Source organism: Winogradskyella costae (assembly GCF_013403865.1).
In the GTDB taxonomy this organism is placed as follows: domain Bacteria; phylum Bacteroidota; class Bacteroidia; order Flavobacteriales; family Flavobacteriaceae; genus Winogradskyella; species Winogradskyella costae.
The window spans coordinates 259,215-283,246 of sequence record NZ_JABFDK010000001.1; the positions used below are offsets into that span (position 1 = coordinate 259,215).

Sequence of the window (24,032 nt, forward strand, 5' to 3'; positions counted from 1 at the left end):
AATAGTATACATTTTAGAATGATCTACTTTAAATGTAATTTTAAACACTTATGGAAAATTTAGACTTAGATGTATTAATTATAGGAGCAGGACCAATAGGAATTGCTTGCGCACTAGAGAGCAAAAAACGCAACTTAAATTATAGTGTACTTGAAAAAGGAGCATTAACCAACTCATTATTTAACTATCCATTAAATATGACCTTCTTTTCAACTTCTGTAAAATTAGAGATTGATAACATTCCTTTTATTAGTAACAACCCTAAACCAACTCGGAATGAAGCTTTAGAATATTATAGACGCGTTAGCACTTCTAATGCCTTAAATATTAAGCTTTACGAAACGGTAATAAAAGTCAACAAAACAGAAAATGGCTTTAAAGTTGAATCTGACAAATCACTATATAACGCTAAGAAAATAGTCATAGCTACTGGATTTTATGACATTCCCAACCTTTTAAATGTAGAAGGTGAAGATTTACCAAAAGTGTTTCATTACTACAAAGAGGCCCATCCTTTTTCTTTACAAAATATTGCTATTGTTGGAGCCAGTAATTCGTCTGTAGATGCCGCTTTAGAAATTTATAGAAAAGGAGGCGACGTTACCATGATTGTAAGAGGAGATGCCATTGGAGACCGTGTAAAGTATTGGGTAAAACCAGATATTATAAACCGAATTGAAGAAGGAAGCATTAAAATTTATTTTAATTCTGAAATTAAAGCAATAAAGAACACAGCGCTTATTATAAACACGCCAACTGGAGAAAAAACTATAGCTAACGATTATGTCGTTGCCTTAACAGGTTACAAGCCAAATTTTAAATTTTTAGAAACGGCCGGAATTGAATTTTCAAAAGATGGAAAATCAATTCCACATTATAACTCAGAAACGATGGAGTCTAATGTGAAAGGGCTTTATTTAGCTGGAGTGATTTGTGGAGGTAAAGAAACGCACAAATGGTTTATTGAAAATTCTAAAATACATGCTAAAATGATTACGAACCACATAGAACAAACGTTATAACTACGATAGGAAATCGTACTTATAAGCCTCAGCTTGTTCAAATGCACCTATTTCACGGGTTTTATTTCACTATACTTAACAACATGAGAAAGTACAATCTGCGTTTTAGTTTCTCCATAGCTAATTAATTGGTCTATAAAAATCTCCAAATGCTTTTGATTTTTTAACACCACTTCCATAACTATATTTTCGTTACCTGTAATACGGTAACAATTCACTACCTCATCATAGGTTTTCACTTTCTCTAAAAAAGGTTTTAGCATCCCCATAAATGCTCGCAATGTTATTAAAGCCTTAAGTTGATAACCTGCTTCAAAAGGTGAGATAAATGTGGTATATCCTTGAATAACCTCAGCATCCTCCATTTTCTTAATACGCTCCGAAACTGCTGGTGAGGTTATACCAACCTGCCTCCCAATTTCAGCATTTGACACACGCGCATTCTGTTGTAAACACTTCAAAATCTTCCAATTTAGATTATCTATTTTCATTTAAAGAAATTTAACTATAATAACGTTTTTATTAAAGTAAATATACAAAATCACTTTAAATATTAAAGTTTAAATTAGTTTTTAGTTCTTAATTTCGTATTAATTGCTACTGAAATTATGAATTACAATCTACCTTCGCATTTTTCTCATCTACCTGTTTATCAGAAGGCAATAGATATTATTGTGTTGTCTCGAAGTATCTCAACCTATCTCAATCAAGATTTATCGTATTTAAATGCAGATGGCACAGAGGATGAGCATATTTATTTCTCAGGAGATATTGTTCAACAATCCACAAATCTTGCCCCTCAAATTATTAATGCAGAACAAGAACGTTGTTCTCATAAAAAGAGTAAACATTTAGAAAGTTTAGACCGTTTAACAACCCGCCTATATAGTAATTGCAAGAGGCTAGAAAAATCTAATAGCAACGGAAGAGATTATTTACCTATTCTTCGTGGTGAATTAAGAAAATTTAGAAAATTGCAACGCACTTGGATGTTGACTCTGTAAGTTCTTATTTTTTTTGAACTAGCTGTGCGTTACTCATAAAAGAATTTTGATAATTTTTAATTTTAGAGTTCATGGCATCTGCAATAATTACAAATTGGCTTTTACCTACACTTTCAGATAAGCGCAATAAAAGATTGTAAGTATTATTTCTACCTATGTAATCCGCATCTTCAATAACAAATAATTGAATTTCCCCCAGATGAATACCATTTAAGAAATACAACTTACTTAATCGTGCAGGAGTAGCTATTACTATATCTTGTCCATAGTACACTTCTGTTTTTTGCTTTTCAATATCGTATTCGTCATAAAGCGCATAAACTCTTAAATCTGTGTTTTTGGTAAAACGCTCAAATTCATCTTTTAAAGCTAAAGCGTCTGCCTTATCCTTTACTACAATTAAGGCACGCGGAGAATCTTCAAACGCCTCTGCCTTCAACTTATGAATAGTAGCGATAATAAGCGCTGTTGTTTTTCCACTACCTTTTGGGGCAATGATATAAGTATCTGAACCACCTTTTAATAATGGAAGCACTTTTTTCTGAAACGGATTTGAAGTTTCATAACCAGCGTTTTCTAAAGATTCTTTTAATAAAGGATGTAATTTTTTGAAAGACATGAATGCATTTTTTTAAGTAAATTAAAAACTTACTAATGGCTGCAAAGATACCATTAATGACAGACTTTACAGTCGGCTTTGTCTTGTATTTCTCCAACTAAATGACCTTCTTCATTCATTTTGAAACCGCAACAATCCATAAAGCCCTGTGCAATCTGCTTTCTTGCACGCTGAATTTGAGATTTTACCGTTGGTAAGGACAAGTGTAATTGATTAGCGACCTCTTTTTGTTTTAAACCTTTAATGTCGGATAAAAACAATGGGTCTCTATATTTTTTAGGTAAGCTTTTTATAATACCTCTAAGGCAATCTTGCTCTGAATGTTCACTCGGTTCTGGCTCTGATTCTATTTCTAAATCGTCCACGGGATACTCTCGTTTATTTTCTCTAAAGTAATCCAGAACAGTATATCTAGCGATTGAAAACAACCATGATTTCAGTTTATCTTCATCTTTTAGAGTATGCAATTTTGTATGAACTTTTATAAAGGTTTCCTGAAGAATGTCTTCAGTAACCTCAGGATGCTTTACTTTACCTAGAATAAAGCGTCTTATATCTTCTGCGTATAGTCCCCAAACATCTTTTGTAGTCATATTCTAAATTAATTAAAATTAGTTCGGATACAAAACCTTGCATCCGAACTAACACTAATTTAACAATTACAACTTGTACATACACAGCTATTGCAAGTACAGTTAAAACAATTTCCTTTTGAGCAACCATCACAGTCGCATGTGCATTCTTTATTTTTCATGATATCTATTTTTATTGTTCATATAATAGACGAGACTATCATAGAAAAGATGCAAAAAAGACAATAATATTTATTGATATTGGATTACCTAACCAATATCAGTGCTTTATGAGTGATTGGGAAATTGCATGAATTAGCTATAAAGCATAAGCTGTTTGCTTTTTTATGTAAACTCAATGCCAATTCTTTTTGATTGGCTTCTTTTATAGTAACTACAGGTCTTAATTTTACCGATCTAAAACTTCCGCTTCCTGAGGCAGTAACCTCTAAATCACCTTCAGCATGATCTGTATAGCTTAGGACTTCAATATTATTTTGAGCACAAACGTATAAATAAGACATCATATGACAGGATGTTAAAGCAGACAACAATAAGTCTTCCGGATTGTATAAAGAATCGTCACCTCTAAAGGGTTTCGCTGCGGATACTTGTAACGGAGTTGCTTTATTGTCTATCAACACTTCGTGATTTCGACTGAATGTTCTTGGGTTCTGTGTACTTTCTCTTTGGTTAATTGTCCAGTTTACGGTTGCTTTAAAGGTGTGTTTAATAGACATGGTGTGATTTTAATTGATGTAAAAAAAGCGTTTCAGATTGAAACGCTTTTTTATGATTTGTTGAAATTCTTTAAACTACGTTTGGGTATTATCAATCAAAATATATTTTAATTTGAATACCAAAAGCCTCTCTTAAAAGTTAACTTTTTTCGATCAAACGAAAAAATCTTTAATTGATATTCCAAAACTAGTTTGGATAAGCGATTCGCACACTTTTCGGAAAAATGAAAAGTGGCTCTCTGAGATACTTCGACTACGCTCAGCATAAGTGATTCGCACCATTTTTCAAAAAAGGAAAAATGGGCTCTCTACTTACATGTTTCGTCTATACTGTCCTCCAACTTCAAATAACGACGCTGTAATTTCACCTAAACTACAGACTTTACAAACCTCCATTAAAGCTTCGAATATATTTTCGTTATTAATGGCGCGTTGTTGTAAATCCGTCAACAAGGCTTCTGTATCATTTGTTTCATGAAGATTTGCCAGCGTTTTAATCTGAAATTGCTTTTCTTCTTCAGTTGCTCTAATCACTTCCGCCGGCACAACTGTTGGAGACCCCTTAGAACTTAAGAAGGTATTTACACCAATAATTGGGAATTTCCCATTGTGTTTTAAAGTTTCATAATACAAGCTTTCTTCCTGTATTTTGCTACGTTGGTACATGGTTTCCATAGCTCCAAGAACACCACCTCTTTCTGTAATTCTATCGAATTCTAAAAGCACAGCTTCTTCTACTAAATCCGTTAATTCTTCAATAATGAAAGAGCCTTGGATTGGGTTTTCATTTTTATTTAATCCTAATTCTTTATTGATAATTAACTGAATTGCCATCGCACGACGTACCGATTCTTCAGTTGGCGTTGTAATAGCCTCATCATAAGCATTGGTGTGTAATGAATTACAGTTATCATAAATTGCGTATAAAGCTTGAAGCGTTGTACGAATATCATTAAAGTCAATTTCTTGAGCGTGTAAACTACGTCCAGAGGTTTGAATGTGATATTTCAACATTTGTGCTCTTGCATTGGCGCCGTATTTGTGCTTCATGGCTTTTGCCCAAATTTTACGTGCCACACGACCAATTACTGCGTATTCTGGATCAATTCCGTTTGAGAAAAAGAACGATAAGTTTGGACCAAATTTATTGATGTCCATACCACGACTTAAATAATATTCCACGTAAGTGAAACCATTAGATAAGGTCAACGCTAATTGTGTAATTGGGTTGGCTCCTGCTTCTGCAATATGATACCCAGAAATTGATACCGAATAGAAGTTACGGACGTTATTCTCGATAAAATATTCTTGAACATCTCCCATTAAACGCAACGCAAATTCTGTAGAGAAAATACAGGTGTTTTGCGCTTGATCTTCTTTTAAAATATCTGCTTGAACCGTTCCTCTAACCTGAGCAATGGTATTGGTTTTTATTTCGGCATAAACGTCTGTTGGCAATACTTTGTCTCCAGTAACACCTAATAACATTAAACCTAAACCATTATTCCCTTCTGGTAAATCTCCATTGTAAGATGGACGTTCTTTCCCTTTATAAATCTTAGCAATTTTTGCTTCAACTTCTTTTTCTAGACCATTTTCTTTAATGTAGAATTCACACTGTTGATCAATAGCAGCATTCATAAAGAAACCTAATAACATTGGTGCAGGACCATTAATCGTCATACTTACCGAAGTCATTACATTTGCTAAATCAAAACCAGAATACAGTTTTTTAGCATCGTCTAAGCAACAAATACTAACACCCGCATTACCAATTTTCCCATAAATGTCAGGACGTAAATCCGGATCGTTTCCATAAAGTGTTACACTATCAAATGCTGTTGATAACCGTTTTGCAGGCAAACCTGCACTTACATAATGAAAACGTCTATTGGTACGTTCTGGTCCACCTTCACCGGCAAACATACGTGCTGGATCTTCGCCTGTACGCTTAAAAGGATATAATCCCGAAGTATATGGAAATTCTCCTGGCACGTTTTCTTGCAATGTCCATCGTAATAAATCTCCCCAAGCTTGATATTTTGGTAACGCTATTCGTGGAATTTGTAAATGTGATAACGACTCCGAATGTGTTTCGATCTTAATCTCTTTATCTCTTACTTTAAAGCTATAAACTGGATTTTTATATTTATTAACTTTCTCATCCCAACCTGTAATCACTTCCCAATTGTATGGATCTAAATTTAATTTTACACGGTCGAATTCACTAACTAAAAGCTTTACAAAGTCTTTATTCTCTTCACTAGGCGCTATAGATTCTGAGGCAATTCCTGCTTTATCTAATTCTGGAGTTGCCTCTAAAACAGATTCTAATGTTTTGTAAATGCCGTATAATCGCTGAGCCACTTCAACTTGTACATCTGCGGTTTTATCATAAGCACGATTACTTTCCGCAATTTCAGATAAATAACGTGTTCTAGACGGTGGAATCACAAAAATCTTCTCACTCATTTCCTTAGAAATTTCGAAAGTAGATTTTAAATCTGATTCTGCCTTTTCAACCAATTTATCCATTATCGCTTTATACAGCGTATTCATGCCTGGATCGTTAAATTGTGAAGCTATCGTTCCATAAACCGGTAAATCATCTTGATGCACATCCCAAAGATTATTATTACGCATGTATTGCTTTTTTACATCTCGTAATGCATCTAAAGAACCGCGTTTATCGAACTTATTAATAGCTACTAAATCTGCAAAATCTAGCATATCAATTTTTTCTAATTGTGTTGCTGCACCAAATTCTGGAGTCATAACGTATAAGGCCACGTCAGAATGTTCCATAATCTCGGTGTCTGACTGACCGATACCAGAAGTTTCCAAAATAATTAAATCGTATTCCGCAGCTTTTAAAACTTCAATAGCTTCGTTAACATATTTTGATAAGGCCAAGTTTGACTGACGCGTCGCTAAACTTCGCATATACACTCTAGAATTATTGATAGCATTCATACGAATACGATCACCTAAAAGCGCTCCTCCTGTTTTACGCTTAGAAGGATCTACAGAAACTAAACCAATAGTTTTTTCTGGGAAATCTATTAAAAAACGACGAACTAACTCATCTACTAAACTCGATTTTCCAGCTCCTCCAGTTCCTGTTATTCCTAAAACTGGTGTTTTAGATGTTTTATTTTTAATATGAATTTTTTCTAATGTCGCTTTTGCAACATCGGGAAAGTTTTCTGCAGAAGAAATGACTCTAGCAATTGCTTTTGGATTTTTGGAAGGAAGTAGATCTACTTCGTTATCTAATGAATCGCCATTAGCATAATCTGATTGTTGTACCAAATCGTTAATCATGCCCTGTAAACCAAGTGCTCTTCCATCGTCTGGAGAATAGATTCTAGTAATTCCATAATCCATTAATTCTTTGATTTCTTCAGGAAGAATCACGCCACCTCCACCACCAAAGATTTTAATATGACCTGCACCTTTTTCCTTCAGCAAATCGTACATATATTTAAAATACTCGTTGTGACCACCTTGATATGATGTTAATGCAATGGCGTTCGCATCTTCTTGGATAGCCGTATTAACCACTTCCTCTACACTTCTATCATGCCCCAAGTGAATCACTTCAACTCCAGTGGATTGAATTATACGACGCATTATATTTATGGCAGCATCGTGCCCATCAAAAAGTGATGCAGCTGTTACTATACGTACTTTATATTTTGGCTTATAAGGTGCAACTTGTTCCATTCTTAAAAATCTTGCTTATTTGAGTGACAAATTTAAGGAATATTCAAAAATCTAAGGCAATAATCATTAAATATCTAAAACTTAGAGAAAGCCATGTTCACTCGTAATTTTAATTACTTTTATCTATTCATTCAAGATTAATATTATGCATAAAATAACCTTACTTATTCATTGCGCAGATCAACCGAATATTATTGCTTCGGTGACGAGTTTTATGGCATCAAACGACGGGAATATTGTATATATCGATCAGCATGTTGATAGAGAACAAAATATCTTTTTTATGCGTTTGGAATGTGAATTTGATTCGACTTCCTTTTCTCTTGAAAAATTTAAACAACTCTTCAGTGTTGATTTAGCTGAAAAATTTGAACTAAAATGGAAAATGTATTCCGCTGAGAGAAAACCAAAAATGGCCTTGTTCGTTTCTAAATACGACCATTGCTTATATGATATTTTAGGTCGTTATAACTCGGGAGAATTGTTTTTAGAAATTCCATTTATACTCAGTAATCATCTCGATTTGAAACCTATTGCAGACAGTTTCAATATTCCTTTTTATCATGTTCCTGTTACAAAATCTACAAAGCACGAAGCTGAACAAGAACAGCTAAATTTACTAGAAACCCATCACGTCGATTTTATAGTTTTAGCGCGCTATATGCAAATCGTATCAGAAACTTTAATAGATAAATATCCTAATCGAATTATTAATATTCACCATTCATTTCTACCTGCTTTTATAGGTGCAAAACCATATCATTCCGCATATAAACGTGGTGTAAAAATTATCGGCTCTACAAGTCACTATATCACTGAAGAATTAGATGCCGGACCAATTATAGAGCAAGACGTAGCGCATGTATCTCACACGTTTTCTATTAAAGATTTAATAGCAAAAGGTCGCGATTTAGAAAAAATTGTTTTATCCAATGCTATTAAACTACATGCTAACAGAAAGGTTATGGTCTATAATAATAAGACTATTATATTTTCATAAATACAATTTTAACCACGAAAAAACGTTTAAAAGTGACTATTTATAGTAATGTGTGTCTATTAAACAGAGAGTATAACACAGCTATACCATGCTGATTTTAGATTTAAAATTTGAAGCGTATTTGCCTATATAAACTATCTTTGACAACAATAAAAAACCAAAATTATGATTAAAAGAATTTTCGCCGTATTAATTATCTTCAATTTAACCGCTTGTGCAGAATTACAACAGGTAGTTGATTCTTTACCACAAGGAGCTAGTGATGTTTTAGGAAATGCTGACATTGCAGCCGGATTAAGAGAAGCCTTAGATACAGGAATTGAGAAACAAGTAACCAAATTAACAGCAGAAGATGGTTTCTTTAAAAACGAATTGGTGAAAATCGTTTTACCAGAAGAATTACAAAAAGTAGACAGCGCACTGCGTAAAATAGGATTAAGCAGTTTAGCTGATGAAGGTTTAAAAGTACTTAACAGAGCAGCAGAGGATGCAGTGTCTGAAGCGACACCAATTTTTGTAAATGCAGTAAAAGACATCACTTTTGATGACGCAAAAAATATTCTTTTGGGAGAAGATGACGCCGCAACCTCATATTTAACATCAAAAACTCAAACAGATCTTTACGACAAATTTAAGCCCGTTATTAACAACTCGTTTAGTAAAGTTGGTGCGGATCAAATATGGTCTAACCTAATTACTAAGTATAACAACATTCCTTTAACAAACAATGTTAACCCTGATTTAACGGATTATGTAACGCAAGAAGCATTAAAAGGTGTTTACACTATGATTGCTGTTGAAGAAAAAGAAATCAGAACAAAAGTCTCTTCTCGTGGTAGTGATTTATTAAAAAAGGTCTTTGCAATGCAAGACTAAACTAATATTACTCTAAATAATTTATCGTTTTTTAATTGAAAAAGCATTTATTCTAGCTAAATTTTAGTAATTTACTAAGGTGTTTATTAAAATTTAGCTGTGAGTAATTCAGAAAAAATATTTAAAAAAAGGAGAAAGCTTAAGAAAAAGTATATTCAACTTATTGAAGATGCTTATAATTTAAGACAAACAGATCACGCATTAAGTGATTTCTCTGAATACAAAGCGAATAAAGTTCTTTATAAGATTAATAAGTTAGAATTTGTGGTGAATGGCTCAGACACTCATGCCAACACGCGCATAAATAGTTAAATCACGCTTAATTATATCCTAACGTTCTCTTAACTTCTAAAACAATCAAACTTACCATCTTTGTAATGCAAAAAGATTGAGTTAGTTAGATCTTAGATTAGTTAGTTAGAAGTCGATATTGTAGTTAGGTATCGACTTTTTTATGTTTAATTATGAAGGGTTTGAAAATAGGTATAAGACTTTAATAAGCGACTACCGTACCACGAAAACAATTCACCATCTACAATTTTTATCGTTTTTTCTGGGAATTGAGCTTCCAACTCTAGGATATGCTCATCTTTAAACGGAAACGGTTCACTAGAGAGAAGAATAAGATTGGCTTCTTTTAGTTTTGGATTATCTAAGTCAATTTCTGGATAGCGCTTTTCATCGCTATAAACATTAATGAAACCAGCTTCTGTAATCATAGCATCTATAAAATTATCTGATGCCGCAACCATCCAAGGTTTTTTCCATATAAAATAAGCGACTTTTAACTTCTCTGTATTTTGAAATTGAAGTTGAAATGCTTCGCGTTCTAATTGAATATTTGACACTAAAGTTGAAGTCGTTCTTGTAATATTAAAAATCTCACCATACATGTTAATGAGCTCAAAGCAATCTTCCAAATTAGAAATATCACTTATGTGAATTGGAGCAACTTCTCCTAAACTATCAATAATCTCCTTAGTATTTTCCTCTTTATTGCAAAGTATAATATCTGGACGAAGTGCTACTATTTTTTCAATATTAATTTGTTTTGTACCACCAACAACAGCTTTAGACATCCTAAGATGTTTTGGATGAACGCAAAACTTTGTCACACCAACAATTGAAGATTCTAAACCTAGATCTACCAACAATTCGGTTTGAGAAGGCACCAAAGAAATGATACGCTTGGGTGTTTTGTTTAGTTGGATGTCTCGTTTAAGTTGATCGATATATGTCATTATGAATACTTTGGCTACGCTCAGTAAAACCTGAGTACAGCAATCTGTTTAATTATAATTCTGTTTCAAAAGATGCCCACGTCATATGTCCTTGGAATGGCAGTTCACAATTCAACAGCCATTTGTAGTTGTAATTCTTTAGCTTTTTGAGCTGCAGCTTCTGCAAAATCCTCATCTTGAGATGCATAAATTATGCCTCGAGATGAATTAATTAATAAGCCAACAGAACTATTCATACCATATTTACAAACCTCTTGAAGATTTCCGCCTTGCGCACCAACGCCAGGCACTAACAAAAAGCTATCTGGGATAATTTTTCTAATATCAGCTAAAAACTCAGCTTTAGTAGCACCAACGACATACATTAAGTTTTCAGAATTTTCCCAAGATTTAGACGTTTCTAAAACTTGTTTATACAATTCTACTCCATCGACTGACTTTGTTTGAAAATCAAAAGCTCCTTCATTTGAAGTTAAGGCTAAAAGTATGGTGTGTTTATCCTTAAAAGCTAAAAAAGGTTCTACTGAATCTTTCCCCATATAAGGTGCAACGGTAACACTATCAAAACCTAAATCTTCAAAAAACGCTTTAGCATACATGGTACTTGTATTCCCAATATCTCCACGTTTCGCATCTGCAATCGTATAAATTTCGGGATGGTTGTCGTTAAGATAGTTGATTGTTTTTTCTAAAGCTTGCCAGCCTTTTATACCATAAGCTTCATAAAATGCCGTATTGGGTTTATAGGCAACACAAAGATGATGTGTCGCATCTATAATCGCTTTATTAAAAGCGAAGATGGGATCTTCTTCTTTTAATAAATGTTTTGGAACTTTATTTAAATCGCCGTCTAATCCTACGCAAAGGAACGATTTCTTTTTTTTGATTTGGTCTATAAGTTGCTGTGTAGTCATAGTATAAAAAAAGCCTCAAAAAGAGGCTTCAATTTAAATTACATCATCATTAGCCTTTAACAACTCTGTGTTTTCGGCTAACATTAATTCGTCTATTATTTTTTGAATATCACCATTTATGATATTTTGTAAATCGTAAAGTGTTAAACCAGGTACTCTATGGTCAGTAACCCGCCCTTGTGGATAGTTGTAAGTTCTAATCTTAGCAGATCTATCACCAGAGCTTACCATACTTTTACGTTTTTCAGAATCTGCAGCTTGTTGCTTCGCGAGTTCTAAATCGTATAAACGTGAACGTAAAACCTTTAAGGCTTTCTCTAAGTTTTTGTGTGATGATTTTTGATCCTGACAACTTACAATCATTCCAGTCGGTTCGTGATGTAACTTAATAGCAGAATACGTAGTATTCACTGACTGACCCCCAGGACCAGTTGATGTGGTACGTTCTATACGAACTTCTGTCATGTCTAATTCATAATCAAACTCTTCCGCTTCTGGCAATACCATAACGGTTGCTGCACTTGTATGTACGCGACCTTGAGTTTCTGTTTGTGGCACACGTTGTACACGGTGTACACCAGCTTCAAACTTTAGAGTTCCGTACACATCTTCACCCGAAACTTCAAAAATAATTTCTTTAAAGCCGCCAGATGTTCCATCGCTCTGACTTACGACATCGACTCTCCAACCTTTATCACTGCAGTATTTTGAATACATTCGATATAAGTCACCAGCAAAAATACTCGCTTCATCTCCACCCGTACCTGCACGCACCTCAACAACGACATTTTTAGCATCATCTGGATCTTTAGGAATCAACATAAAACGAATCTCTTCCTCTAGCTTATCGATTGTTTCTTTTGCCTCTTCGAGTTGCATTTTAGCCATATCTACCATTTCGGCATCAGAACCATCTGCAATAATTTCTTCAGCTTCAGAAACATTACCTAAAGCTTCTTTATAAATCTCACCCTTATCTACAATTAGCTTAAGATCCTTGTATTCCTTCATCAGCTTAGTGTAGCGTTGCTGATCTGATATAATATCTGGTTGAATGATAAGGTCGTTTACCTCATCAAAACGTTGTTTTATAATCTGTATTTTCTCTAACATCTCTCTTCAAAATTGGATTTCAAAAATACAATTTTTTTAAGATATAAGACTGCTTCGCTTTTAGAATAAAGAACAAAGCCATGTAAGTTTTAAATGATAGAAATTCGCTCTTTTCTTAAACATTATTAAAACCGATATGTAAACAAATTAAGGAAAGTTATAGGCAAAAACATATTTTAAGAATAAAATACATAAAATGAACGTTACCTATTTAGTATGTATCGATTTCTAGCTATACTTAATTTTTACAAACCGTTTGTAGTTTGGTCTTTTATTGTGAATATCATCATTGCGTTTTTTAATCCGTATGTAGTACCTGCAATATTTACCAAATTATTCCTTACGGTTTTTACATGGTATTACGTGAGTGAAACTTCTAATAAACGAAAATTAACCTTATACAGAAATCTAGGCATTTCATCTTTTAAGTTATTTTCTATTTTATTTATTGTGGATTGCATTTTAACGGTTCTATTTCTAACCCTATATAAAGAATTTATATAAATCACTTCCATTTGATATTAGAATTAGACAATGTAGAGCTTTACTTTAAAAACAAACGTATTTTATACGGTATTTATCTCAAAGCCGAAACTGGAAATGTCACGGCTATTTTAGGTAGAAATGGCTGCGGAAAAGTAGTTTACTCAATATTGCGTTTGGTAATCTTAAACCAAAATACATGCTTATCCGCCTAGATAGCAAACCACTTCGTAAACCATTGTTCACAAAACGACTTGCCCAATACTTACCACAGTATAATTTTATTCCCGGAGGAATGAAGCTCTCATTCATTTTTAAATTATATAGCGTTGATTGGGATATATTTATTGAACATTTTAAAGGATTTTCAATTTATAAAAACTCTAGATTTAATGCACTATCAGGAGGTGAAAGACGTATCCTTGAAACTTATATTATCCTAAAAACAAAGAGTGAAATCGTATTTTTAGATGAGCCTTTTTCTCATTTATCTCCTTTGCATATTGAAACCGTGAAAACATTAATCGCGGAAGAAAAGCAAACTAAAATCATTATCATTTCCGACCATATGTATAAACACATTATTGAAGCTTCAGATACCATCTACTTGCTAAAAAATGGCACGACAAAAAAGATAGATAGACTCACTGAACTTGAAGACTACAATTATTTAAGCGAAGGAAGCTTATGAAGCGTTTTAATAATCTAAGATGACCTACTTGACTTAATAATCTTATCTAAATCTACCACTACACCAACACCTAATATTTGTTTCCATTGTAGCTTTGGACCTTCGATCACTATTTCTTCATTGGTAATTTCGTTTGTTTCGACTTCAACCTTTATATCATCATCATATCTAATGTGTGACCCTAAGGTTGCTTTAACAAACTTATTGACTTTCATATCTAAATTGAGCTCCCACTCTACATCAATGTTACCAAAACTATTAATATAATCAGTATACAATCGCAACAGACTGGTTACTTTTATATTCTCAAAAAGCTCTTCTTCGTATTGATTCGTTAATAAAATTCCTAATTCTTGCCTAATTTTTTTACCATCCCTAAGTATGTTCCCTTCTAAATCATAAATAGCAGGATCAACACCAAAAGCTCCCCTATTAGCCAAATCATTATCTAACACAAAGGTTGTTTTTAGCGTAAATGGAGACACGTAAAATGACAAGCGTTCAATAAACCGACCATATTCCATACCTGCACCGAAGAACATGTATCCTGGAGCTAAGAATTTCGAAATAGGTTCGTCTCTATTGGGATAATTATAACCGTTTGCTAACTGAGAATTAAAACTAAATTTAGCTGAATAAAACCAATTACTTTTAGGGTCTTTTTCTAAGCCCACATTAGAAATCACTTCTATAACATCTTCTGTTTTTCTAATATTTAATTCCTCTTGTTTATTTAAACCATAACGAATATTAAAATTAGAATTCCAATACCATTTTTCTTGTTTATATTTTGCCTCTGCCTTCCCTATTATTATACCCGAAATCGAATTGGTTCCCCCTGAATTCCAATTTGTAAAAGACACCTGATTAAGCGTTAAACCAACTTCTTTTTTAGTTCTCCAACCTAATTGAATGGGTTCATTCTTTTTCTTTTGAAAATATAAGGAATCCGGTTGTGCAAAAAGCACACTAGAGCACAAGGTAAATACACTAAATAAAAACCAAGAATAGTTTTTCATGTTTAAAAAATTAATACTTAAATGTTCCGTATTCACTGTTAATTGTAAGCTGTTTCTTATCGGAAGCTTCTACACGACCTATAATTTTAGCGTCTACATTATAAGATTTTGAAATCTCAATGATAGCGTTTGCTACTTCTGGCTTAACATACAATTCCATACGATGACCGCAGTTAAATACCTGGTACATTTCTTTCCAATCTGTTTTAGATTGTTCTTGAATTAATTTAAATAACGGTGGAACTTCAAACATATTATCTTTTATAATATGAAGTTCATCAATAAAATGAAGAATTTTCGTTTGCGCCCCTCCACTGCAGTGTACCATGCCGTGAATACTATCACTATTATATGTATTCAAAATTTCTTTAATTATTGGTGCGTAAGTCCGTGTCGGTGACAACACTAACTTACCTGCATCTGTAGGTGCGTTCTCAACAGTATCTGTTAATTTTATTTGACCTGAATACACTAGATCTTCTGGCACAGCAGCATCAAAGCTTTCAGGATATTTATCTGCTAAATATTTTGAAAACACATCGTGCCTTGCTGATGTTAATCCGTTACTCCCCATACCACCATTGTATTCGGTTTCGTAAGAGGCTTGCCCAAAAGACTCTAAACCTACAATTACATCACCTGCTACAATATTAGCATTATCAATAACGTCTGAGCGCTTCATACGTGCTGTCACTGTAGAATCTACAATAATAGTCCTTACGATATCTCCAACGTCTGCAGTTTCTCCACCAGTTGAATGAATCGTAACACCAAAGGATTTTAAATCTTCAATTAATGCTTCAGTTCCGTTAATAATTGCGGAAATCACTTCACCAGGAATTAAATTCTTATTTCTACCTATGGTTGATGACAACATTATATGATCTGTTGCTCCCACACATAATAAATCGTCAATATTCATAATTAACGCATCTTGTGCAATACCTTTCCAAACTGAAATATCCCCAGTCTCTTTCCAATACATGTATGCCAAAGACGATTTTGTACCAGCCCCATCCGCATGCATTATTAAACAATAATCAGAATCATTAGTTAAATAATCCGGAACTATTTTACAGAACGCTTTAGGAAACAAGCCCTTATCAATATTTTTTATAGCATTATGGACATCTTCTTTTGAAGCAGAAACACCTCGTTGCGCATATCTTTTACTCACAGAATTACTCATTGTACGAATTATTTGTATTGGTGTTGCAAAAATAAGGATTGCGTTTAATTATAAGGAATGATTAGGTTGGAATTAATAACAGTTTTCATTTTTCTCCATAAAACTTTCTTTCCTTATTATCACCGGAGTACAAACTAACACCAAATCTACTACTTAGTAACGTTGTACTTTTCATATAAAACATTGGTAGTAGAACGACTGACAACCTAATGCTTATAATAGACCCCATAGCACAGGTCGGACTTTGATTTTGGATAGTCACCCTCCATTATTACAGAATTAGCTTTCATGGCTATAGTATTAGAATCACTATTATTGAAAAAAAAAAAAAAAAAAAAAGATAAAACCGAAAAATCGATTTTATCTTATAGTCTAGAAGGTAAATATTACCTGATAATTTTATCTTAATTTTTAAGATCTGCCGACTGGTAGCTCTAGCTGAACACTTACAACCTCATCATTATTTACATTCTTTAATTCACTAGAATTGTCTTGAGATAAAATAAGCGTTGCGCCAACAAGAATTGCTACACTAAGTAGTAACTTTTTCATTTTTACAAATATTGATTAATAGCCCTACAAAGATACTAAACAAACATATCGTTAAAAGGTCTACCCCCAATTATTTCACGTGATACCGCCACCTTTTCGACAACTAGTTTAATGTAATCGACAAACTGCACAAAATACTATTTTATCATGGTAAGTTGTACGTATATATACGTATTTCATCGTGTGGATTTATCGCTTTAAATCCTCGTAAGCTACATTAGACTAATTATTTAGTAAATAAAAGCTCTCTATATTTTGTTAAGGGCCATAACTCATCATCAATCATTAATTCTAATTTATCACAATGATACCTAATATCTTCAAAAAAGGGCTTTACCTTATTACAATACCCATCAGCTTTCTTCTCTAAACTATTTTCCTTATTGATGGATTTTCTCGTCTCAGTCATTTTAGTCACTGTTGCATTTATCGTTTCGATATGCTCCGATATTTGCTCAATAAGAATAAGTTGGGCTTTCGCAAAATCTTTAAAGCGATCTCCATAGATAGTTTTAAGACCTGTTACATTTTCTATTAGAATATTTTGATACCTCACAGCTGTTGGCACAACATGATTTCTGGCAATATCTCCAATTACCCTACTTTCTATTTGGACATGATGAATATAATCTTCCATTTCTATTTCGTAGCGCGCTTCAGACTCCACTTTATTCATCACTTTTAAACTGTCAAAAAGCTCTATAGTGGATTTAGCTTTTTTTATCTTTAAAGCTTCAGGTGTGGTTTTATTATTACTTAACCCACGCTTTTTAGCTTCCTTTTCCCATTCTTCACTATAACCGTTACCTTCAAATAGAATAGCTTTAGATGTTTTAATATACTCTCTTATGACATTAAAGATAGCATCATCCTTTTTCATTCCTTTTCCTTCAATCAATTCATCAACTTCAACTTTAAAGTCTATTAATTGTTTTGCAACGATAGTACTTAAAACAGTCATAGGGTTAGCACAGTTTGCTGTAGAACCCACTGCTCTAAACTCAAATTTATTACCTGTAAAGGCAAATGATGATGTTCTGTTTCTATCTGTATTATCTAATATCACTTCTGGTATTTTACCTACCACATTAAGCTTTAGGTCTGTTTTCTCCTTAGGTGATAATTTCCCCTTAGTCACAGTTTCTAATTCACTGAGCACTTTTGTGAGCTGATCCCCAATAAAAATTGAAATAATTGCAGGAGGCGCCTCATTAGCCCCCAAACGATGATCATTACTTGCAGAAGCAATCGCTGCTCTTAGCAACTCTTCATGAGTTTGCACCGCTTTAATCGTGTTTATAAAGAAGGTTAAGAACTGAAGATTACTCATTGGAGTTTTCCCTGGGGACAATAAATTGATTCCTGTATTAGTAGACAAACTCCAGTTGTTGTGCTTCCCCGAACCATTTACACCTGCAAACGGTTTTTCGTGCATAAGCACAGTAAAATTATGACGCTTTGCAATTTTCTGCATAATGTCCATTAATAATGAATTATGATCAACTGCCAAATTCGCTTCTTCAAATATAGGAGCCAGTTCAAATTGATTTGGAGCCACCTCATTATGCCTTGTTTTAACAGGAATTCCCAACAACATACATTGATGTTCTAAATCTCGCATATAAGCCATTGCTCTTGCTGGTATGGTACCAAAATAATGATCATCTAATTGCTGACCTTTTGCTGGTGAATGTCCCAACAACGTCCTTCCTGTTAATAAAATATCTGGTCTAGATATAGCCAAGGCTGTATCTATTAGAAAATATTCTTGCTCCCAACCTAACGACGTTCTGACGGTCTTTACATTTTTATCAAAATATTTACATACTGAAACAGCAGCATTATCCACCGCCTGTAAAGCTCTTAAGAGTGGAGTTTTAAAATCTAATGCTTCACCAGTATATGATACAAACACCGTTGGAATGCATAATGTTTTATCATATATGAAAGCGGGTGATGTAGGATCCCATGCAGTATAACCTCTGGCTTCAAACGTATTTCTAATACCTCCATTTGGAAAACTAGAAGCATCCGGTTCTTGTTGTACTAACTGGTTTCCACCAAATTTTTCAATAGCTAATCCATCTCCGATAGTTTCAAAAAACGCATCATGTTTTTCTGCTGTGGCACCAGTTAATGGTTGAAACCAATGTGTATAATGTGTTGCTCCTTTATTAATTGCCCATTCCTTCATTCCTGTAGAAATATGATCTGCTACAAGACGGTTTATTTTAGTCCCTTTTTCAATGGCCTCTAAAACACTATTTAGCGCTGTCTTAGTTAAATATTGACGCATTGCTACCTCATTGAACACATTAGAACCAAAGATTTCAGATCGACGTTTCTTTTCCTTAATTTCTAATGGCTTTCTCTTTAAAGATGCTTTTACAGCATGAAATCTAAGTGTTGACATATTATTAATTTTTAAGGTCAAAAATACAAAATATTTAAAAAATAGACAATTACCCATACAAAATTAGGGTAGTCTGCAATAATCCGACACAAATTACCTAAATAACCCCATTTTTTTTGATGAGTAAAAAAAAATAGCAATATTTGTATCATTATTATCTCATAAACAAAACAATCATTATGGCAAAAATTAAATTAGAATACATTTGGTTAGATGGTTACTTCCCAACTCAAAACATGAGAAGTAAAACCAAAGTAGAAGAGCACGAAGACTTTAAAGGAACTATAGAAGAGTTAGGCATGTGGTCTTTTGACGGATCATCTACTAGACAAGCTGAAGGTGGAGCATCTGACTGTTTATTAAAACCTGTAGCTATTTATCCAGATCCAGATAGAATCAACGGGTATTTAGTAATGACAGAGGTTTTAAATGCGGACGGAACACCTCACGTTTCTAATGGTAGAGCTACTATTGATGATGACGATAATGATTTCTGGTTTGGTTTTGAGCAAGAGTATTTCATCATGGATACCAAAACACAATTACCTTTAGGATTTCCAATAGGTGGATACCCTGCACCACAAGGTATGTATTATTGCTCTGTTGGAGGAAAAAATACACATGGTAGAGGTTTAGTTGAAAAGCATGCTGATTTATGTATTGATGCTGGCTTAAACTTTGAAGGTATTAATCAAGAAGTTGCTTCTGGTCAGTGGGAGTTCCAATTATTTGCAAAAGGGGCTAAAAAAGCAGGAGATGAAATTTGGATTGCTAGATATTTATTAGACCGATTAACAGAGAAGTACGGCTACTATATTGATTACCACCCAAAACCACTGGGTAAAGATATGGACTGGAATGGTTCTGGTATGCATGCTAACTTCTCTAATGAAGTATTAAGAACATGTGGAGACAAAGAAACTTACGCTAAAATTTGTGAAGCTTTCCGTCCTGTAGTAAAAGAACATATTGCTGTTTATGGAGAGTTTAACGACCAACGTTTAACTGGCTTGCATGAAACGGCGTCCATTAATGATTTCTCTTGGGGAATTTCAGATAGAGGAGCTTCAATACGTATTCCAATTATCGCCGTTGAAAAAGGCTGGAAAGGTTGGTTAGAAGATAGAAGACCAGCTTCTAATGGTGACCCATACAAAATTGCAGGTAGAATTGTTAAAACAGTAAAGAGTGCTGACATTTCTTAATTAGCAACTTAATAAACATTTAAAGTCGTCTAGAATATATTTTTCTAGACGACTTTTTTACTCCTTACTATATGTAAAGATTCAAATACATCCCATCGCGTATTCATTTACAAATACCCTCTCACACTTTACATCCATCTTTAGCTTTGGTAAAATAATTTTCAAAGCAACAAATTTCACTACAAATTTACAAATCCTATACGCTTTTCCATAACTCCAATTACAGTAATTAACTCATACTAATGTGTTTCTAAAAACAAAATATAAGAACCAAGGCGTATTTCCTTACAACGATAAAATCTGTTTTTCAAAGTAAAATATTTCATTTTACCGACTTTTTCAGGTAGTCTTCGCTTTTTTTAGGCTACCTGTGTACACGGTTATAATATTACAGTGTTATTAACCAAATTCAATTATTTATGAAAAATTTTACTAAGCACCTACTTCCTATATTGTGTGGAGCTGCTACTTTTATGACAATTAATATGAATGCCTTTCAAGGGAGTTCACAAGACAGCTGTAATGCTATTGAAGTGATAGCATCAAACCAAGGTAATCGTTCAGATGAAACCCCTGTACATGCAGATCGTTCTGATGTTAATGCTGCTTTAAACACACCAGACAAATCAAATGCTCCTAGTGGATTTTATAGTTTAGGTATAAAGGGAAGTATTACTCTTGCATTAGGCGGAGCGGTATACAACCAAGCTGGAACAGACATCATGATTTATGAAACTTCATTCTCTGGAGATTCTTGCGGTAGAGGTGACGATGAAACTGCATTAGTAGAGTTGTCTCAAGATGGCGAGACTTGGGTGCAATACGGTACTGTTTGTCGTGACGGATCAATAGACTTAGACGGCATCGCTTTAGATTACGTAACTCAAATTAGAATTACAGATACGACATATGGATCTGGTGATGGTTACGATTTAGATGGTGTTGAAGCCGTTAATGGTTGTGAAGAAATTCCTAGCGATGTTTGTTATGGTTCAGGAGCTTTAAACTATATCCCAGGATTAGACAGCAATGGAAATGCATTAACAGTTGCTGAGCGCATGGACACAAACAAAGCTTTAGGTCAACCTGAAATGGATGATTCTTTAAACTTTTTATCATTAGGTTACGGAGGAGAAGTTACAATAACTTTTGATGGTGTTGTATATAATAATGAAGGTCCAGATATTGAAGTTGTTGAAACTACATTTGGTAACGCTTCATTTTCGAGCTACCCAGAATCTGCTGATATTTATGTATCTCAGAATGGTATAGATTTTTACCTTATAGGATCAGTTCTCACTGATGATGCTGGCGATTTAGACATCAGCAACGCACCTATTTTCTTATCTTATATTACAGAGGTAAAGATTATAGATACAACTCCTAGTGGATCTATTTCTGATGATGGTTTTGATTTAGATGGAGTTGTTGCTTTAACAGGCTGTAACGAACCAATGTTACCAACACCAGCTGGATGTTACGCCTCTGATTATTTTAACTACGTAGAAGGAACTAAAAAGAATGGTGGTGTTATTGACGCTATTAGAACTGAAACTCCTAGTAATGTACTTGGTGAGCCAGAATCAACTGATGACTATGTATTTACATCATTAGGATATGGTGGTGAAGTTACTTTAACATTCGGTGGAGCTGTTTACAACCAAGAAGGTCCAGACTTAGTAATTGTTGAAACTACTTTTGGAAACTATTTAGGATGTGACAGTTATAAAGAATATGCTAACGTTTATGTTTCTGCTGATGATATTAACTACCATTTTGCAGGTACTGTATGTAAATCAGATAATACAATTGATATCTCAGATGCTGGTGGTTTTAGCTTCATCTATTATGTGAAAATTGTAAATAATGACGAATTATCAACAACAGAAGACGGCTATGATCTTGATGGTGTAATTGCAATAGGAACTTGCGAAGAATTTGATTACCAAGCTTACGCTGAACAACAACGTTTACTTAGTGTAAATACAGTAAATGCTGAAGAACTAGGCTTTACAACATACCCCAACCCAACAAATGGTGTATCTTATATTGAATTTACACCTCAAACAACTGGTAACGTATCGATAGAGGTATTTGATATTAACGGTCGTAATGTTGGTCGTATATTCAACGAGGAGGCTTACCCAGGTAAAGTATACAAAGCAGAATTTAATGCTAGTAATTTAGCAGCAGGTTTATATGTATACAAAATTACAACTGGAAACTCAAGCATCACTAAAAAGTTTGTTGTTACAAAATAAGTAGAATAGCTTATTCGTAATACTATATAAAAGCCTCCTGAAATATATTTCAGGAGGCTTTCTTTTTCCATTTACTTAACGGCTTTGCTTAATTTAAGAGAGATGTAAAACTATTCTAACATCGCTTTTAGCAGGTTGGTGTAATAATGATTTAATCTCCCCAAGAACATTAACTTAATTTATTTACTATACCCTAATTTAATGTGAGCAGTTTAGTTTTTAAATCAATCCGATATAAGCTTATAAAAATGCGTTCTATATGGCATTACTAAATAGGTCCCTACACAAGAGAACTCTTTGTCATTCTCGTACTTAAGAAAGCCTCACAACAACAATAATAGTTCCGTGAGGCTTTTTTTTTTTTAATACTTTGTTATTTTGAAATAACCACTATGCCAATAATCAAAATCAAATAGTTATCTAAGTGCTATATATATAAACACTAAATAAGAACCGAATAACAACATTCCTTTGACTCTTCCAATTTCAAAACGCTTTGGAATGATTATAAATGGAATTAAAATCGCAGCAAAACCAATCATCCAAAAAATATTTGTGGATAATATCTCAGGTGTATCAGGATTAACGACGATAGGTTTTATCATAGCCGTAAGACCTAATACTGAAGCGATATTAAATATATTGGAACCAATAAGGTTTCCTAATGAAATAGCTTTTTCTTTCTTTAACGCAGCAATAACAGAAGCTGCTAGCTCTGGGACACTTGTACCAATTGCAATAACAGTAACAGAGATAGCGTAATCACTAATCCCTATGGACATCGCCAATTCTTTAGCGCCATCTACTAACCAAAGAGAACCAAAATATAATCCTGCAGCACCAATTAGTAGCCACATTATAATTTTAAAATTAGAAACGACCGCGAGCGCATCATCCACTTCTTCTATGTTTGCTTTGGTGGATTTCCTAGAGCTTCTAATTAAAACCACTAAAAAGACTACCAAAGAAATCATCATTAACAAGCCTTCAATAGCCGTTAATACACCATCATTTTTCAGGAAATAATAAAGCACAAATGACAATAGCATCATCATTGGCCAATTCAGTTTATAAAACTCGCGATCCACCGCTAGCGGAGAAATAATAGCTGTGATTCCCAAAACCAAACCGATATTAGCAATATTAGATCCAATAACGTTTCCTAAAGCAATATCAGAAACCCCCTCTAAAGCAGCCTGCAAACTCACTAATAATTCTGGTGCAGATGTCGCAAAAGACACAACCGTCATACCAATAACCAACTTAGATAACTTAAGTTTAAAAGACAAACCAACAGACGCTCTAACCAAAAAATCTCCTCCAACTACTAACAACGCTAATCCTGCAATAACCATTAACACACTCATCTTCTATCGATATTTTTAATTACTT

21 protein-coding genes are annotated in these 24,032 nt (G+C 33.8%); 8 read left to right on the forward strand and 13 right to left on the reverse strand.

What is annotated here, in order from left to right; translation table 11 throughout:
• Positions 1-50 precede the first annotated feature (50 nt).
• Entirely contained in the window at positions 51-1,022 is a 972-nt protein-coding gene (locus HM986_RS01110; protein ID WP_179333243.1) for a YpdA family putative bacillithiol disulfide reductase, read from the forward strand.
• A gap of 47 nt (positions 1,023-1,069) precedes the next feature.
• On the opposite strand, the gene HM986_RS01115 is transcribed toward HM986_RS01110, so the two are convergent.
• Positions 1,070-1,513, reverse strand: coding sequence for an Lrp/AsnC family transcriptional regulator (locus tag HM986_RS01115; protein ID WP_179333244.1), 444 nt, complete (start codon positions 1,511-1,513; stop codon positions 1,070-1,072).
• A 117-nt stretch (positions 1,514-1,630) separates the two neighbouring features.
• On the opposite strand from HM986_RS01115, the gene HM986_RS01120 reads away from it, so the two are divergent.
• Positions 1,631-2,026 (forward strand): hypothetical protein, encoded by a 396-nt coding sequence (locus HM986_RS01120; protein ID WP_179333245.1) that lies wholly within the window; start codon positions 1,631-1,633, stop codon positions 2,024-2,026.
• Between the two features lie 4 nt (positions 2,027-2,030).
• Here HM986_RS01120 and HM986_RS01125 read toward each other — a convergent pair whose 3' ends face one another.
• The 4 genes from HM986_RS01125 to HM986_RS01140 all read right to left on the reverse strand — a co-directional run bounded on the left by HM986_RS01125 (position 2,031) and on the right by HM986_RS01140 (position 7,683).
• Positions 2,031-2,645, reverse strand: coding sequence for a DEAD/DEAH box helicase (locus HM986_RS01125; RefSeq protein WP_179333246.1), 615 nt, complete (start codon positions 2,643-2,645; stop codon positions 2,031-2,033).
• Between the two features lie 53 nt (positions 2,646-2,698).
• Positions 2,699-3,238 carry a sigma-70 family RNA polymerase sigma factor gene (locus HM986_RS01130; protein ID WP_179333247.1) on the reverse strand — a complete coding sequence of 180 codons (540 nt, stop codon included), beginning with the start codon at positions 3,236-3,238 and terminating at the stop codon, positions 2,699-2,701.
• Between the two features lie 245 nt (positions 3,239-3,483).
• Complete coding sequence (locus tag HM986_RS01135; RefSeq protein ID WP_179333248.1) at positions 3,484-3,957, reverse strand: OsmC family protein; 474 nt, start codon at positions 3,955-3,957, stop codon at positions 3,484-3,486.
• Between the two features lie 312 nt (positions 3,958-4,269).
• A complete protein-coding gene (locus HM986_RS01140) occupies positions 4,270-7,683 on the reverse strand; it encodes a methylmalonyl-CoA mutase family protein (RefSeq protein WP_179333249.1) in 3,414 nt (1,137 codons plus the stop codon).
• Between the two features lie 145 nt (positions 7,684-7,828).
• On the opposite strand from HM986_RS01140, the gene purU reads away from it, so the two are divergent.
• The 3 genes from purU to HM986_RS17670 all read left to right on the forward strand — a co-directional run bounded on the left by purU (position 7,829) and on the right by HM986_RS17670 (position 9,871).
• Positions 7,829-8,683, forward strand: coding sequence for a formyltetrahydrofolate deformylase (gene purU / locus HM986_RS01145; protein WP_179333250.1), 855 nt, complete (start codon positions 7,829-7,831; stop codon positions 8,681-8,683).
• Positions 8,684-8,848: 165 nt separating this feature from the next.
• Entirely contained in the window at positions 8,849-9,559 is a 711-nt protein-coding gene (locus HM986_RS01150) for a DUF4197 domain-containing protein (RefSeq protein ID WP_179333251.1), read from the forward strand.
• A 99-nt stretch (positions 9,560-9,658) separates the two neighbouring features.
• Entirely contained in the window at positions 9,659-9,871 is a 213-nt protein-coding gene (locus HM986_RS17670; RefSeq protein ID WP_179333252.1) for a Lacal_2735 family protein, read from the forward strand.
• A gap of 146 nt (positions 9,872-10,017) precedes the next feature.
• Here the strand turns inward: HM986_RS17670 and HM986_RS01160 are convergent, their stop codons facing one another.
• From HM986_RS01160 to prfA, 3 genes are all read right to left on the reverse strand, one after another.
• Positions 10,018-10,800, reverse strand: a complete 783-nt coding sequence (locus HM986_RS01160) for an ABC transporter substrate-binding protein (RefSeq protein ID WP_179333253.1) — start codon at positions 10,798-10,800, stop codon at positions 10,018-10,020.
• A gap of 104 nt (positions 10,801-10,904) precedes the next feature.
• Positions 10,905-11,714: an orotidine-5'-phosphate decarboxylase gene (pyrF, locus tag HM986_RS01165; protein WP_179333254.1), complete on the reverse strand. Its 810-nt coding sequence runs from the start codon at positions 11,712-11,714 to the stop codon at positions 10,905-10,907.
• A 33-nt stretch (positions 11,715-11,747) separates the two neighbouring features.
• Entirely contained in the window at positions 11,748-12,827 is a 1,080-nt protein-coding gene (gene prfA, locus HM986_RS01170) for a peptide chain release factor 1 (RefSeq protein ID WP_179333255.1), read from the reverse strand.
• Between the two features lie 682 nt (positions 12,828-13,509).
• On the opposite strand from prfA, the gene HM986_RS01175 reads away from it, so the two are divergent.
• Entirely contained in the window at positions 13,510-14,001 is a 492-nt protein-coding gene (locus tag HM986_RS01175) for a P-loop NTPase family protein (protein WP_246288439.1), read from the forward strand.
• A 14-nt stretch (positions 14,002-14,015) separates the two neighbouring features.
• Here HM986_RS01175 and HM986_RS01180 read toward each other — a convergent pair whose 3' ends face one another.
• From HM986_RS01180 to HM986_RS01195, 4 genes are all read right to left on the reverse strand, one after another.
• Complete coding sequence (locus HM986_RS01180) at positions 14,016-15,020, reverse strand: DUF3078 domain-containing protein (protein WP_179333256.1); 1,005 nt, start codon at positions 15,018-15,020, stop codon at positions 14,016-14,018.
• A gap of 10 nt (positions 15,021-15,030) precedes the next feature.
• The gene (locus HM986_RS01185) at positions 15,031-16,209 is read right to left on the reverse strand and encodes an AIR synthase related protein (protein ID WP_179333257.1); all 1,179 of its coding nucleotides are present in this window, start codon (positions 16,207-16,209) and stop codon (positions 15,031-15,033) included.
• 411 nt (positions 16,210-16,620) lie between these two features.
• Positions 16,621-16,761 (reverse strand): hypothetical protein, encoded by a 141-nt coding sequence (locus HM986_RS01190; protein WP_179333258.1) that lies wholly within the window; start codon positions 16,759-16,761, stop codon positions 16,621-16,623.
• Positions 16,762-16,987: 226 nt separating this feature from the next.
• Positions 16,988-19,174 carry a glutamine synthetase III family protein gene (locus HM986_RS01195; RefSeq protein WP_179333259.1) on the reverse strand — a complete coding sequence of 729 codons (2,187 nt, stop codon included), beginning with the start codon at positions 19,172-19,174 and terminating at the stop codon, positions 16,988-16,990.
• A gap of 179 nt (positions 19,175-19,353) precedes the next feature.
• Between HM986_RS01195 and HM986_RS01200 the strand changes: the two genes are divergently transcribed.
• The gene (locus HM986_RS01200; protein ID WP_179333260.1) at positions 19,354-20,379 is read left to right on the forward strand and encodes a glutamine synthetase beta-grasp domain-containing protein; all 1,026 of its coding nucleotides are present in this window, start codon (positions 19,354-19,356) and stop codon (positions 20,377-20,379) included.
• A gap of 419 nt (positions 20,380-20,798) precedes the next feature.
• Positions 20,799-22,640 (forward strand): T9SS type A sorting domain-containing protein, encoded by a 1,842-nt coding sequence (locus tag HM986_RS01205; RefSeq protein WP_179333261.1) that lies wholly within the window; start codon positions 20,799-20,801, stop codon positions 22,638-22,640.
• Positions 22,641-23,056: 416 nt separating this feature from the next.
• Here HM986_RS01205 and HM986_RS01210 read toward each other — a convergent pair whose 3' ends face one another.
• The gene (locus HM986_RS01210; protein ID WP_179333262.1) at positions 23,057-24,007 is read right to left on the reverse strand and encodes a calcium/sodium antiporter; all 951 of its coding nucleotides are present in this window, start codon (positions 24,005-24,007) and stop codon (positions 23,057-23,059) included.
• Positions 24,008-24,032 lie beyond the last annotated feature (25 nt).